At 75.4% G+C, this 13,643-nt stretch carries 10 protein-coding genes; 7 read left to right on the forward strand and 3 right to left on the reverse strand.

The annotated features are described in order from the left end of the window. Positions 1 to 84: 84 nt before the first annotated feature. The 3 genes from ACIO92_RS15005 (at position 85) to ACIO92_RS15015 (ending at position 3,519) form a co-directional block, all read left to right on the forward strand. A complete protein-coding gene (locus ACIO92_RS15005) occupies positions 85 to 375 on the forward strand; it encodes a DUF2530 domain-containing protein (protein WP_366439853.1) in 291 nt (96 codons plus the stop codon). Between the two features lie 176 nt (positions 376 to 551). After that, positions 552 to 2,963 carry an HAD-IC family P-type ATPase gene (locus tag ACIO92_RS15010; RefSeq protein ID WP_402056863.1) on the forward strand — a complete coding sequence of 804 codons (2,412 nt, stop codon included), beginning with the start codon at positions 552 to 554 and terminating at the stop codon, positions 2,961 to 2,963. Between the two features lie 166 nt (positions 2,964 to 3,129). After that, on the forward strand, positions 3,130 to 3,519 hold the full coding sequence (locus ACIO92_RS15015) for a hypothetical protein (RefSeq protein ID WP_402281491.1): 390 nt from the start codon (positions 3,130 to 3,132) through the stop codon (positions 3,517 to 3,519). 106 nt (positions 3,520 to 3,625) lie between these two features. On the opposite strand, the gene ACIO92_RS15020 is transcribed toward ACIO92_RS15015, so the two are convergent. Together ACIO92_RS15020 and ACIO92_RS15025 are read right to left on the reverse strand one after the other, a co-directional pair. After that, on the reverse strand, positions 3,626 to 6,775 hold the full coding sequence (locus ACIO92_RS15020) for a sacsin N-terminal ATP-binding-like domain-containing protein (protein WP_402281493.1): 3,150 nt from the start codon (positions 6,773 to 6,775) through the stop codon (positions 3,626 to 3,628). 1,019 nt (positions 6,776 to 7,794) lie between these two features. After that, entirely contained in the window at positions 7,795 to 8,724 is a 930-nt protein-coding gene (locus tag ACIO92_RS15025; protein ID WP_401236430.1) for a DUF3027 domain-containing protein, read from the reverse strand. A gap of 437 nt (positions 8,725 to 9,161) precedes the next feature. On the opposite strand from ACIO92_RS15025, the gene ACIO92_RS15030 reads away from it, so the two are divergent. The 4 genes from ACIO92_RS15030 to ACIO92_RS15045 all read left to right on the forward strand — a co-directional run bounded on the left by ACIO92_RS15030 (position 9,162) and on the right by ACIO92_RS15045 (position 13,059). After that, complete coding sequence (locus ACIO92_RS15030; RefSeq protein WP_366439857.1) at positions 9,162 to 10,595, forward strand: MFS transporter; 1,434 nt, start codon at positions 9,162 to 9,164, stop codon at positions 10,593 to 10,595. 379 nt (positions 10,596 to 10,974) lie between these two features. Further along, positions 10,975 to 11,454 carry a DUF2771 domain-containing protein gene (locus ACIO92_RS15035; protein WP_351780792.1) on the forward strand — a complete coding sequence of 160 codons (480 nt, stop codon included), beginning with the start codon at positions 10,975 to 10,977 and terminating at the stop codon, positions 11,452 to 11,454. A 7-nt stretch (positions 11,455 to 11,461) separates the two neighbouring features. Beyond that, entirely contained in the window at positions 11,462 to 12,208 is a 747-nt protein-coding gene (locus ACIO92_RS15040) for a futalosine hydrolase (RefSeq protein ID WP_366439858.1), read from the forward strand. Further along, on the forward strand, positions 12,205 to 13,059 hold the full coding sequence (locus tag ACIO92_RS15045) for a 1,4-dihydroxy-6-naphthoate synthase (protein WP_402056872.1): 855 nt from the start codon (positions 12,205 to 12,207) through the stop codon (positions 13,057 to 13,059). The genes ACIO92_RS15040 and ACIO92_RS15045 overlap by 4 nt, the downstream gene beginning before the upstream one ends. Positions 13,060 to 13,144: 85 nt before the next feature. Here the strand turns inward: ACIO92_RS15045 and ACIO92_RS15050 are convergent, their stop codons facing one another. Continuing rightward, positions 13,145 to 13,528, reverse strand: a complete 384-nt coding sequence (locus ACIO92_RS15050) for a cold-shock protein (protein WP_366439860.1) — start codon at positions 13,526 to 13,528, stop codon at positions 13,145 to 13,147. Positions 13,529 to 13,643 lie beyond the last annotated feature (115 nt).

A 13,643-nucleotide genomic window follows, 5' to 3' on the forward strand; every position in this document is an offset into this window, starting at 1 on the left:
GTATGAACACATGAACGATCGGGAGTCCATCTCCGCGCGTAGACCACGTGTGGGTACGAATTCCCGCCACCTAGACTGGTGCCCATGGCGAAGTGGACACCGAAGCACGAGGCACCCGAGCCCCTGGAAGGGCCCGTCGTCGCCACCATCACCGGCGGAACGATCCTCTGGTTCGTCCTCTTCCTCGTCCAGGTCCCCTTCTACGGCTGGTTCGACGACCGGGACCTCACCTGGTGGGTGTGGACCTGCCTGGCCGGCGGCGGACTCGGCCTGATCGGCATCTGGTACGTACGGAAGCGGGACGCGGCGATCAAGCGGCACGCGGCGGCGGTGGCGGCGGCGCCCGGACCGGCCGAGGACCACCCGGAGACGTAACGCCTCCGGCGGGCCCGCGCACGGAGACCCCGGCACCGCGCCGGAAGGCACCCCGCACCCGAGACCGGGACCGGCGGCCCGCGCATGGAACCAGCGGACGATTCCCCTCCTCCCCCGGTCTGATCTTCACCCCCCTCGGCAGGTGAACGCCCCGAACCGGCCGTACCGTCGAAAACATGACTCAGCGGGCGAAGATCGACACGGGCGGCGGCGAGACGGCGGGGAGCGGGCCGCCCGTCGTGCACCGGCCCGGCGGACTCACCTCCGCCGAGGTCGCCGAACGCGTCGCGCGCGGCGAGGTCAACGACGTCCCGGTGCGCAGCTCCCGCTCGACCACCGAGATCGTCCGCGCCAACGTCTTCACCCGCTTCAACGCCATCATCGGCGTCCTCTGGGCGATCATGCTGTTCGTCGCGCCGATCCAGGACAGCCTCTTCGGCTTCGTGATCGTCGCCAACACCGGCATCGGCATCATCCAGGAGCTCCGCGCCAAGAAGACCCTCGACGGGCTCGCCGTCATCGGCGAGGCGAGACCGACCGTCCGGCGCGACGGCGCCCCCACCGAGATCTCCACCTCCGCCATCGTCCTGGGCGACCTCATCGAGCTGGGCCCCGGCGACAAGGTCGTCGTCGACGGCGAGGTCGCCGAGGCCGACAGCCTGGAGGTCGACGAGTCCCTGCTGACCGGCGAGGCCGACCCCGTCGTGAAGAAGCCCGGCGACCGGATGATGTCCGGCTCCTTCGTCGTCGCGGGCGGCGGCGCCTTCACCGCCACCAAGGTCGGCCGTGAGGCGTACGCGGCGCAGCTCGCCGAGGAGGCGTCCCGCTTCACCCTCGTCCACTCCGAGCTGCGCACCGGCATCTCCACGATCCTCAAGTACGTGACGTGGATGATGGTCCCGACCGCGCTGGGGCTGATCCTCAGCCAGCTCTTCGCCAAGAGCGACAACGTCAAGGACGCCATCGCCCGTACGGTCGGCGGCATCGTCCCGATGATCCCCGAGGGTCTCGTCCTGCTGACCTCCGTCGCCTTCGCCATCGGGGTCGTCCGGCTGGGCCGCAAGCAGTGCCTCGTGCAGGAGCTGCCCGCCATCGAGGGCCTCGCCCGGGTGGACGTCGTGTGCCTCGACAAGACGGGCACGCTCACCGAGGGCGGCATGAACCTCACCGAGCTGCGCCCGCTGCACGACGCCGACGAGGCGTACGTACGGAAGGTGCTCGCGGCCCTCGGCGAGTCCGACCCGCACCCGAACGCCTCCCTCCAGGCAGTCATCGACGCCTCCCCGGAGACCCCCGTGGAGTGGCGCTGCACCGCGTCGCTGCCGTTCTCCTCCGCGCGCAAGTACAGTGGGGCGTCCTTCAGCGAGGGCGACGGGGAGAACTCGACGTGGCTGCTCGGCGCCCCCGACGTCCTGCTGCCCGCCGGGGACCCCACGCTCGCCGACATCGACCGGCTCGACGAGCAGGGCCTGCGGGTGCTGCTCCTCGCCCGTACGGACCGCGACCTCGACGAGCCCGGCCTGGCCGTCGGCGCCCGGCCGACCGCGCTCGTCGTCCTCGAACAGCGGCTGCGGCCCGACGCCGCCGACACCCTCGCCTACTTCGCCGAGCAGAACGTCGTCACCAAGGTCATCTCCGGTGACAACGCGGTCTCCGTCGGCGCGGTCGCCGGGAAGCTCGGCATGGCGGGCGCCGAGGACACCGTGGACGCCCGCACCCTCCCCACCGACCGGGAGGAGATGGCGAAGGTCCTCGACGCGAACGCGGTCTTCGGCCGGGTCACCCCGCAGCAGAAGCGGGACATGGTGGCGGCGCTCCAGTCGCGCGGCCACACCGTCGCCATGACCGGCGACGGCGTCAACGACGTCCTTGCCCTGAAGGACGCCGACATCGGCGTGTCGATGGGCTCCGGCTCGGAGGCGACCCGGGCGGTCGCCCAGATCGTCCTCCTGAACAACTCGTTCGCCACGCTGCCGTCGGTGGTCGCGGAGGGCCGCCGGGTCATCGGCAACATCACCCGGGTCGCGACGCTCTTCCTCACCAAGACGGTGTACTCGGTCCTCCTGGCCGTCCTGGTGGTCTGCTTCCAGGTCGAGTACCCGTTCCTGCCCCGTCACCTGACGCTGCTGTCGACCCTCACCATCGGCGTCCCGGCCTTCTTCCTGGCCCTCGCGCCCAACAAGGAACGGGCCAGGCCGCACTTCGTCCGCAGGGTCATGCGGTACGCGATCCCCGGCGGTGTCATCGCGGCGACGACCACCTTCGTCACGTATCTGCTGGCCCGCCACCACTACACCGGCCCGGACGCCCTGGCCGCCGAGACCAGCGCCGCCACCCTGACCCTCTTCCTGGTCTCCATGTGGGTCCTGGCGATCATCGCCCGCCCCTACACGTGGTGGCGCCTCACCCTGGTCGCCACCATGGGCGGCGCCTTCCTCCTGGTCCTCGCCGTCCCCTGGCTCCAGAACTTCTTCGCCCTGAAACTGATCGGCGTCACCATGCCGTGGACGGCCGTGGCCATCGCGGCGGCGGGCTGCGTCGTCCTGGAGTTCGTCTGGCGCTGGGTGGGGCGCAGGTTCCCGGCGTAGGCCCCGGGGCCTACGGGGCCGCCCCCTCGGCAACCGGGTCGCGGGGGCCGCGTACGGAACCGTAGGGTGCCCGCGTGCGGACGAGGCGGAGCATCGGGCCGAGAGGTCCCGGGGGTCCGGGCAGCCCGCCAGGAGACGTCCGGTGGTCCGACGCCCAGGGAGCCCCATGACCCGCACCGCCCACCACCCCCGACCCGGCCGCCCCCGCCCCGCCGGAGACCGGCCGCCGGGGCGGCCCTGGCGCGCCGTGGTCCTCCACGGCCTCCGGTACGACGCCTCCGGCGCCCGCGAGGCCGCACGGGAGGGCCGCCGGCAGCGGCCCCGCGCGGTGCGGCGCACGGTGGAGGTTTACGCGTTCCCCCGGTACCAGGGCGACCGCACCGTCACCCGGGAGGCCGGTGTGGAGGAGCGCCGGGCCCGGCAGCGGCTGCGCCACCGGGTCGGCGTGCTGCGGCGCCTGGTCGACGGACCCGGCGGCCGTCTCGACCTCGACGCCGCCGGGACCGCCGACGTGCCGGAGGCCCGGCACCGGCGCGGCGCGCTCTGGAGCGCCTGACCGGCGCGCCCCTCGGCCGGACCGGCTCAGACCGACCGGCGAAATGGGGGGCGGCGTCGCGGGGCTGGGCACGCGCCTTCTCCCACCCCCCATCTGCCGGGCGGTCTCAGTCGAACCAGCGGTCCCTGGCCAGTTCCGCCGTCCGGGTCGGGTCCTCCAGGAGGGCGGCGACCTCGAAGCGGCGGGGCCACTGGCCGGTGGCCCAGGCCAGGGCAGCCGCCACGCCCTCCAGGGTGGCGGCGTGGACCGTGCCGTCCGGGGTGCGGCGCCAGTCCAGCTCCGCGCCCGCCACGAGGAGCTCCTCGTGCTCGACGTACGTCGCCGGGGTCGTCGGCCCCAGGAGCGCGCGGACCGGGGACGGGACCCCGTGCTCCTCGCCCTTCGTGGTGACCTCCGCGTCCACCGTGCCGCTCAGCCGCCGCACCTGGAGCAGGTCCGCCAGGTCGGCGGCGCGCGACGGCGCCACCGGGAGCAGCGGCAGCCCGTCCGCGAGCGGCAGCAGGTCCGGGGCGTCCGCGACCACCGCGTCCGCCGCGTCGACCACGACCACCTCGCCGTCCACCACCGCCCGCAGCTCGTCCGGCAGCGTCACCTGCTCCGGGTCCAGTTCGGCGAGGGCCGAGTACAGGGCGTGCAGCTGCGCGCCGGTGACCTCCCGGGACGGGTCCGCGAGCCGGGCGAGGAGCTCCGCCGCGCCGCCCGGCTCGTCCAGGAGCGCGCCGACCGAGGTGCGGACGCCCAGGGCCCGCAGGACCTGCTCGTCCTCGAAGCCGGTCGCGTCGGCGGAGTCGTACAGTCCGATCAGGAGCGGGTCGGAGCCCTCGGCCCGCAGTCCGGCCGGGCGGCGGCCGTCCAGGACGGGGTGGTCGCGCAGCCACCACGCCGTGTACGACCGTACGGTCTCCGTCGTGCCGTCGGGCAGCAGAACCCGTACGGGCTGCGTCAGGGCGTCCCGCAGGGGCGGCAGGGCGAGCATCGCGAGGGCCCGGGGCCAGGCGTCGTCGTCGACCAGGTCCAGGTCCCGTACGGCCACGATCTCCGTCGCCACCGGCGGCACCGGGGACTCCGGCAGCCGGTCCAGGACGTCCTCGCACCACACGTCGACCGCGTCGAGCAGCCCCGCGTCGTCGGGCTCCGGATAGTCGCCCTCGCGGGGCTCGACCTCGTCCGGGTCGAGCAGCAGGTCCGTCGCCCGGACCAGCGCGAACGTGGTGAGGGCCCCGCACGCGGCGAGCGGCCGCTCGCCCCAGCGGGCGGCCAGGTCCGCGTCGACGAGCGCCAGCTCGTCCTCCCGCATCACGGCGGCGAACGCCGACCCCGGCACCACCAGCTCGCCCGCGGGCGACAGCTCGCCGTCCTCGTCGGGGAGCGCGAGCGCGCCCAGCCAGGGCTCGTCGCCCGGCTCCAGATCGGCGTCCCTGACCAGGCCGAGGACGGTCTCCGCGAGTTCCTCCGCGTCCAGCGCGTCCTCGTCCCAGATCTCGCCCGCGTCGAGGGAGCCCGCGACCGCCGCCCGCACCTGCGGGGTCGTCAGGACCGCGCGGGGCGTGGCGGGCAGGGCGCCCAGCTTCTCCAGGATCGGGTGGGCGGCCTCCGGGTGGGCGACCTTCAGGCCCAGCCGGGTCAGCTCCACCGGGGTGCCGTGCTGCGGCAGCAGCACCTGGCGGGGGCCGGTCGTCGTACGGATCGGGCCGCCGTCCTCCGGCGCCGCCAGCGGCACCGGCAGGCCCGAGAGCCGGTCGGGGTCCACGCCCGCGAGGGAGTCGTAGAGCCGCCACCACCATCCCGGGGTGCGGTCCACGCCCGCGAGCCGGTCGACCGCCTCGGTCAGCGGCACCCGGCCGACCCCCAGGGTCCGCAGCTCGGGGCGCCGTTCGAGACCGGCCGGGAGCAGGGTCGGGAACACCTCCGCGAGCACGCCGACGGTCTCCGCGCCCGCGCCCTCGGCGACCTCCGCCTCGATCGGGCGGAGCGCCGGGAGTTCCTCGGTGGGGACGGCGGGCGCGAGGAACGCGACGCGCGGCAGCCGGTCGAGGATCGCCTCGCGCAGCGCCCCGTCGAGGGGGCCCTTGCCGAGCGGTCCGGGGACGAGGTCCAGGGCGGCGCTGGTCACCGGCCGCCAGTCCGCGAGGAGTTCGGCGTAGGCGTCGGCGGCGCGCTGCACGAGGAAGTCGGTGAGCGGGCCGGGCGCCGGGTGCCTGCGGGCGGTGTCGAGCGGCAGCGAGGCGATGAGCAGCGCGGGGATGCCGAGGGGTTCGTCGGTGGGGGTGGGGGCGTGGACGACCGGGGTGGTGCGCGGGTGGCGCGGGGCTCCCGCGTCGTCCACGGGTACGGCCCAGGTGACCGACCAGTGGGGGCGCAGCCGCTCCTCGACCGGGCGGTCCTTCAGGAGCCCGGGGTCGAGGGGGCCGGTGTGGCTGACGGTCCGCCAGCGGCGGCTGCCGGTGGCGGAGTCGTCCACGCGCACGTGCCCGTCGTCCTCGGCGCGGCTCAGGGTCCGTACCCCGTCGGCGGTCTCGACGACGATCTCGGCGAGCCCGGGGAGGGTGAGCAGGAGGGCGTCGTCGATCGCGCCGAGGAGCCGTTCGGCGAGGGCGAGGGCGGCGAGGTCGCGGAGCGGGAGGACGACGACGGTGTCGTAGCCGTCGGGCGCGGTGCCCTCGGCGGGCAGCGGGAGCCGCAGCAGGGGGACGTGGCCGTCGCGGCGGCGCAGTTCGTCGCCGAGGCCGGGGCTGTTCCGGGCGGTCTCGGCGGCGAGTTCGCGGGCCTCGGCGAGGGACCAGCGGACGCCGCCGTGGCGGCCGAGGACGGCGGGTTCGTCGGTGACGGCGAGGACGGCGGCGAAGCCCACGCCGAAGCGGCCGACGGCGCCGGGGCCGCCTTCGCCGCCCTGTTCCCGTTTGGCGGAGGCGCGGAGCGTGGACAGCGACTCGGCCCCGACGGCGTCCAGCGGGGCGCCGGTGTTGGCGGCGGCGAGGACGGCGGGGCCCTCGTGGTCCGCCGGGTGCAGGGTGAGCCGCAGACGGCCGGTGACGCCCGCGCGGTGGGCGGCGTCGGCGGCGTTCTGGGCGAGTTCGACGACGAGCCGGTCGCGGTAGCCGCCGAGGGCGAGGTCCTCCTCGGCGTTGGCGTCCTCCCGGAAGCGGGCGGGCGAGGCGCCCCAGGCGTCGAGCACTCCCCGGCGCAGCCGTGCGGTGCCGAAGGGATCGGTTCCGTCGGCCGTCGTCCGGACGCTGACGTTCACGTCTGACTCCACTCTGCGGGGCGGTGGCCGCCCGGACGGGCGGCACGTCCGGGACCCGAAGTCCCGGGGCCCGAAGGTACCGCGCCCCGCGCCCCCCGGACCGCCGGGGCGGGTGCGGCCCCGGGGGCCGGGCCGTGGCGACGGGGCTCGCCCGGAGGGCACCGGGGCGGCCGGAAAGGCCGCCGTACGTCCGGACCCCCGGCGGGTCCGGGCCGGGCGCCGGGTGGTCCGGTGCGCGCCCGTGACGGAGCGGCGGTCCGGTCCGGGACCGGCGGCCCGACGACCTGGTGCACGACCGCACGCCCGACGTCCCGGCGTACGACCGGCGCACGACGGGCGGGCGGCTCGTACGAGGAGGGCCCCGGCGTACGGCGGACGGGCGGCGTGACCACGCGGCGGGGACGGCCGGGAGCCCGGCGGCCGGACGGCCAGGCTCCGGTACGGGACCGGCCGCCCGGCCCGCTCGGGGCCACGGCCGGGGTGGGGCGGAGGCGGCCTGCGGGCGGGCCGATGCCGGTCCGGGGGGCGGGTGAGTCAGGCGTACGGCTACGGGTCCGGCGGGGCCCGCGTACGGCGAGCGGGCGGGGGCTCGCAGCTCGGCGCGGGACCGGTGTCGGACGGGTCCGGCCCGTCCGGCGTACGGCCACAGGCCAGGCGGAGCCCGCGTACGGCGAGCGGGCGGGCGGCTCGGGTCCCTGCGCGGGCGGGCGGGCGTCCGACGGCGCCGGTCCCGGTCCGGGACGGGATAGGCGGGTGCCGACGGGTCGGCGGATCCGGTGAAGGGTGAACGGCCGGTCGGCTGGCCCCGGCCCCGGGCGGGGCCGGATGCCCGGCGGTCCGGTCCGGCATGGAGCACGTACGGCTCGGGGCGGGTCCGGCTCACGGCCTGCCGGGCGCCCGGTGGTCCGGTGTGCGGCCGTCCGGTCCGTCCGGCGTACGGCCGCCCGGCGGTCCGGCGTACGGCAGGCGGTTCCGGTGGGTCGCGCGTGGACCCACCGGTGCCGGGCCGGGTGCGCCCCGGCGCGGGTGGGCTACGAGTGGCCCAGGTCCTCCGACGCCGCGTCCGGTTCCGTCGTCGAGCCGGAGTCCTCGGCCGGGCGGAGCGGGAAGGCGTCCACGCCGACCGAGTCGAGGACCGGGGCCGGCGGACGCGGCGGGTTCGGCATGACGGCGGCCTCGGAGTGCCCGCCGCAGCCGTACGCGAGGGACACGACCCGGCCGTCCGCCGGGGAGAACTCGTTGGCGCAGATCCCGAACGCCTGCTTCAGCGACCCCGCCAGCGGCACCAGGAAGGCGCAGGATTCGCAGGACGCGGGCGCGGCGAGGGCCATCGGTGTCCGGGGGCCGAACGCCTCGTCCCAGCGGTCGGCTGCCATGTGGAGCCCGTACCGGGACAGGACACGGGCCCGGCGCGTGCCCAGTTCGTCGGCGACCGAGGCGATCGCACCGCGCGAGGGCACACGGATGACGATCTCGGCGTCCTCGACGTCGAGGTGCTCGGCGAGCTCCTCCGAGACGACGGAGTTCGGCGGCGGCTCGTCCTCGCCGGTGTAGCCGGGCTCCAGGCGCGGATCGTCCTCCTCGGTGGGCAGGAGGTCGCCGGGGCCCATGTCGCCGGGGCGCAGCCGCTCGCTCCACGGCACCCACTCGGGGGCGAGGAGGGCGTCGGTCCCGGGCAGCAGGACGGTCTCGTCGAGCGTGACGTTCTTCGCGCGGGAGGCTCGGGTGACCGTCACCGCCCAGCGCCAGCCCCGGTAGCCCGGTTCCTTGGACTCGAAGTAGTGGGTGACGACGCGGTCACCCTCGGCGACCACGTCGACATGGGCGCCGACGACGCCCGGGGCGGCCGCCTCCTCGGCGGCCTCCCGCGCGAGGTCTACGGCCTCGGCGCACAGGCGGTCGGGGGTACGCGTGGCTCGCGGGGTACGCGGGGTACCGCTTCGCGTCGTCGCAGCACTCACAGGTCTCGCTTCTCTCCTACGCCGTCTCACGGGTGCGCCGGCCGAGCGGCGGGAGCGGACCCCGGGCGGCGGGCGGAGCGGACCTGTGGGCCGCATCGACGTCCGCGCACCCGACTTGTCTCGCGTGTCTCGGGCACACCTATCGCCATCCATTCTGCGGGATGCCGAAGAGGCGCGCGGCCGAAAGCTTCCGCCGGTGACGCGCTACGCACGCTACCCCGTTCGCGGGCCAGAGCCCACCTGCCCGCCCCAAGTGGCCCCGATCACACCTCACGGAAAGGGTGGGGAGGACGGCCGAAAAGGGGTGGGTGGCGGAGTGGGGGACGGCCGGGAAGGGCGGTGGGAGACGGGCGGGAGCGGCCGGGCGGGACGGGTGGGAGGCGTGTCCACCGCCGCGCCACGGTTCGTCCGGCGTGCCGGTGGGGCACTATGACGGAGTGGCAGCCGCACGGTCCCCCGCACGATCCGAAGATCATGCCGGGCCGCTCCGCCGAGCGGGCCGGAAGGTCGGTCGTGTCCTGCACCTGCCCTTCACCGGGACGGCGAGGGGCATCCGGAAGGCGACGCACGCGCACGGCGCGGGCGAGTCGGGGCTCGGGAAACTGATCGAGCTGCACGCCGTGAACGGCGCCGGGGACGTCATGATCACCGTCGCCCTCGCGTCGACGGTGTTCTTCTCCGTGCCGACCGACGAGGCCCGTGGGCGCGTCGCGCTGTATCTGGCCATCACGATGGCGCCGTTCACGCTCCTCGCCCCGGTGATCGGTCCGCTCCTGGACCGCGTCCCGCACGGGCGGCGGGCGGCGATGGCGGGCGCGATGCTGACCCGGGCGGTCCTCGCGGTGCTGCTCTCGGGTCTGGTGGCGACGGGCGGGATCGAGCTGTACCCGGCGGCGCTCGGGGTCCTGGTGGCGTCGAAGGCGTACGGGGTGGTGCGCAGCGCGGTGGTGCCCCGGCTGCTGCCGCCGGGCTTCTCGCTGGTGAAGGCGAACTCACGGGTGACCCTGGCGGGGCTGCTGGCGACGGGGGTCGCCGCGCCGGTGGGGGCGGGGCTCCATCTCCTCGGCTCGCCGTACCCGCTGTACGGGGCGTGCGCGCTGTTCCTGCTCGGGACGTTCTGGGCGCTGCGGATGCCGCCGAAGGTGGACTCGGCGAAGGGCGAGCGGCGGGCCCACCTGCTGGCGCACGGCGAGAAGGGCGAGCAGGACGGAAAGGGAGAGAAGGGCGGGAGGAGCGGGAAGGGTGAGAAGCCGCCGAACCTGCGGACCGTGGGGCCGTCCGTGCTCCACGGTCTGGAGGCGAACGCGGCGCAGCGGATGCTGTCGGGTTTCCTGATCTTCTTCCTGGCGTTCCTGCTGCGGGAGCATCCGCTGTCGGGGCAGAGCGCCGCCGTGTCGCTGGGGATCGTGGGCGTGGCGGCCGGTGTGGGCAACGCGTGCGGGACGGCCGTGGGCTCGCTGCTCCGGGACCGGGGGCAGGGGCCCGAGGTGATCATCGCCACGATGATCAGTGTGGTGTGCGGTACGGCGGTCCTGACGGCGGTGTTCTTCGGCGGGGTGATGGTCGCGGTGCTGGGCGCGGTCGCGGGGCTCACCCAGGCCCTGTCGAAGCTGTCGCTGGACGCGCTGATCCAGCGGGACGTGCCGGAGTCCGTGCGGACGTCGGCGTTCGCCCGGTCGGAGACGGCGCTGCAGATGGCGTGGGTGGTGGGCGGCGGCATCGGGATCGCGCTGCCGCTGAACGGCACCCTCGGCATGTCCGTGGCGGCCGCGATCCTCGCGCTGGGCGCGGCGCTCGCGGTGCGCGGCCTGCTCGCCGAGGCCCGCCGCCGCCCGGACCCGCAGAACCGTCCGAAGGCCCGGGTGGCCTGACGGGGCCACCCGGGCGGGACTGGCGAGCCCCCCCGGCGGCCGGGCCGCCACCGGGCGGGGCGGGCGCTGGGCCGGGCGGCCACCGGGCGCGGCGGGCGCTGGGCCGGGCAGCGCGGGACCCGGCCGCCACCGGGCGGCGCGGGCAGGCGCGGGCGCGGGCGCGGCAGGCCCACCGGCCCCCCTCACGGACCCGTCAGGCGCGGTTCTTCCGGCCGTCGCGCCCCGGGGGCCCGGGGCTCTCCGGGCGCCGACCGGAAGGGGACGGGGGCTCTCCGGGTGCGGTCGGGGCCTCCGTCGCGCGGGTGCCTCGGAGGTACCCCGGGGCGGCACGCCGTACCCCCTCGTGGCGTGGACGCGGCGGCCCGATAGCCTTCGGCTCATGACCGTTGCGTTCTTCTCCGGCTCGGGCCGCCGGGCCGCCGTCGCCCTCGGGGCCGTCTCCGCCGGGCTCCTCGTCCTCTCCGCCTGCGACAAGCCGACGCCTGTCGCGACCCTGACGGTCGGGACCGACTCGATCCACTCCGAGGCCGCCTGCTACAACGACGGCGAAGCCATCAAGGAGTCGCAGATCCAGCAGTGCCTCAACAAGAAGGCCGAGAAGTCCATCTCCGTAGCGATGGACGACAAGATCCGCTTCGGGGTCGACCCCGACATCGCGGAGAACGGCTGGACCATCTTCCTCGGCGGCCAGCAGGCCGAGCCCGAGCCGTACAAGAAGACGTACCGGACCATTCCGGCCAGCGCCTTCTTCTCGACCCAGTCCGGCGAGGCCACCAACTCCACCCAGGTGACCATCGTCGAGAACACCGGCAAGAAGCTGACCGGCATCTGGCACTTCCAGCTGAAGAAGGAATCCTGATCCTCCGGTGGCCCACCGGAGCCTGATCGTGACGGCCGTGGCGGCTGAGGCGGACTCCGTCTCCGCCGGCCTCGGCCCCCACCTCGGCGGCCCCGTACTCCTCCCGCTGCCGGGGGGCCTCGTGCTGCGCCGTCACACGGCCGGTCCCGTACGGGTCGACGTGCTCGTCGGCGGGGTGGGACCCGCCGCGGTCGCCGCCGCCACGGGTACGGCCCTGACCTCGGCCGCGCTCACCGACCCCGACGCCCCCTACGGGCTCGTGGTGTCCGCCGGGATCGCGGGCGGCTTCCTCCCCCTCGCCCCGCTCGGTTCGGTCGTCGTCTCGGCGTCCGTCGTCGCCGCCGACCTCGGCGCGCGGACCCCCGACGCCTATCTGACCGTCGAGGAACTGGGCTTCGGCCGGTCCGTCCACCCGGTGCCGGACGCGCTGACCGGCCGGATCTCCGCCGCCCTGACGGCGGGCCACCTCCCGCACGCCGTCGCACCCGTCCTCACCGTCTCCACCGTCACCGGCACCGCCGACCGCGCCGCCGAGCTCGCCGGGCGCCACCCCGGGGCCGGGGCCGAGGCCATGGAGGGCTTCGGGGTCGCCGAGGCCGCCGCCGCGCACGGCCTGCCCGTCGTCGAGATCCGGGCCGTGTCGAACGCCGTCGGCCCCCGCGACCGTGCCGCCTGGCGCATCGGCGACGCCCTGGAATCCCTCCGGCGCGCATTCGAGCTGCTCAGCAGCACCGTCCTCGTGGAGCCGTCGTGACCGAGCTGAAGATCGCCTACTCGCCCTGCCCGAACGACACCTTCGTCTTCGACGCCTGGGCCCACGGGCGCGTCCCGGGCGCGCCCCGGCTCGACGTGACGTTCGCGGACATCGACGTCACCAACGGCTGGGCGGAGGGCGACACCGACGACCACGACGTGCTGAAGGTGTCGTACGCCGTGCTGCCCTGGATCCTCGACGAGTACGCGCTGCTGCCCTGCGGCGGCGCCCTCGGCCGGGGCTGCGGGCCGCTCGTCCTGACCCGGGAGGCGGCCACCGGCGCGGACCTGGCCGGGAGGACGGTCGCGGTGCCGAGCGAGCGCTCGACCGCGTACCTGCTGTTCCGGCTCTGGGCGGCCGACCAGGTGCCCGGCGGGGTCGGGAAGGTCGTCGTGATGCCGTTCCACGAGATCATGCCCGCCGTCCGCGACGGGAAGGTCGACGCGGGGCTCGTCATCCACGAGGCCCGCTTCACCTACCAGGAGTACGGGCTGCGCCGCCTCGCCGACATGGGAGAGCACTGGGAGGCCACGACCGGGCTCCCGATCCCCCTCGGCGCGATCGTGGCCCGCCGCTCGCTGGGCGCGGAGACCCTGCGGCGGCTCGCCGACGCGGCCCGCACCTCGGTGCGGATGGCCTGGGACGACCCGGCGGCCTCCCGCCCGTACGTCCTCGAACACGCCCAGGAGATGGACCCGGGCGTGGCCGACCAGCACATCGGTCTGTACGTCAACGAGTTCACCGCCGACCTCGGCGAGGACGGCTACGCGGCGGTCCGCGGGCTGCTCACCCGCGCCGCGGCCGAGGGACTCGTACCGCCCCTCGGCCCGGACGCGCTCGCCTTCCCCTGACGGGGACGGCCGCTCGCCTTCCGCCGGGCGGCCCGGCGCGTGCCCCCGAGGGGGACGGCCGGGCGCGCCGCACGAGGGACGGCCGTCACACGTCCAGTTGGTCGGCGACCGCGCGCAGCAGACCCGCGATGTTCTTGCCCTGGGTCTTCTCCGGGTACCGGCCGCGCTCCAGCATCGGCGTGATGTTCTCCAGGAGCGTCGTCAGGTCCTGGACGATGGACGCCAGTTCGTCGGGCTTGCGGCGCTGGGCCGCCGCGACGGACGGGGTCGGGTCGAGGATCGTGACGGACAGGGCCTGGTCGCCGCGCTGCCCGGCGACGACGCCGAAATCGACCCGCTGTCCGGGCTTCAGTGCGTCGACTCCGGCAGGGAGCACCGACGAGTGGACGAAGACGTCGCCGCCGTCGTCACGGGAGAGAAAGCCGAAGCCCTTCTCACTGTTGAACCATTTGACCTTGCCGGTAGGCACGTCTTTCCTCGTCCTCGTCCTTGTCGATGGGGATGGCGGACAGTGGGCCGACCGGCCCGCCGGGACCAGGCTAGTGCTCCCGGCACCGGTGACAAGACGTCGCCGGTGTGTTCCT

Origin of the sequence: Streptomyces sp. NPDC087215 (genome assembly GCF_044744885.1) — a bacterium.
Classification (GTDB): Bacteria; Actinomycetota; Actinomycetes; order Streptomycetales; family Streptomycetaceae; genus Streptomyces.

Excerpts from the sequence above, each read along its gene's own strand:
- ACIO92_RS15010 (WP_402056863.1), top strand. The coding sequence starts at position 552 with ATGACTCAGCGGGCGAAGATCGACACGGGCGGCGGCGAGACGGCGGGG.
- ACIO92_RS15015 (WP_402281491.1), top strand. The coding sequence starts at position 3,130 with ATGACCCGCACCGCCCACCACCCCCGACCCGGCCGCCCCCGCCCCGCC.
- ACIO92_RS15005 (WP_366439853.1), top strand. The coding sequence starts at position 85 with ATGGCGAAGTGGACACCGAAGCACGAGGCACCCGAGCCCCTGGAAGGG.
- ACIO92_RS15035 (WP_351780792.1), top strand. The coding sequence starts at position 10,975 with ATGACCGTTGCGTTCTTCTCCGGCTCGGGCCGCCGGGCCGCCGTCGCC.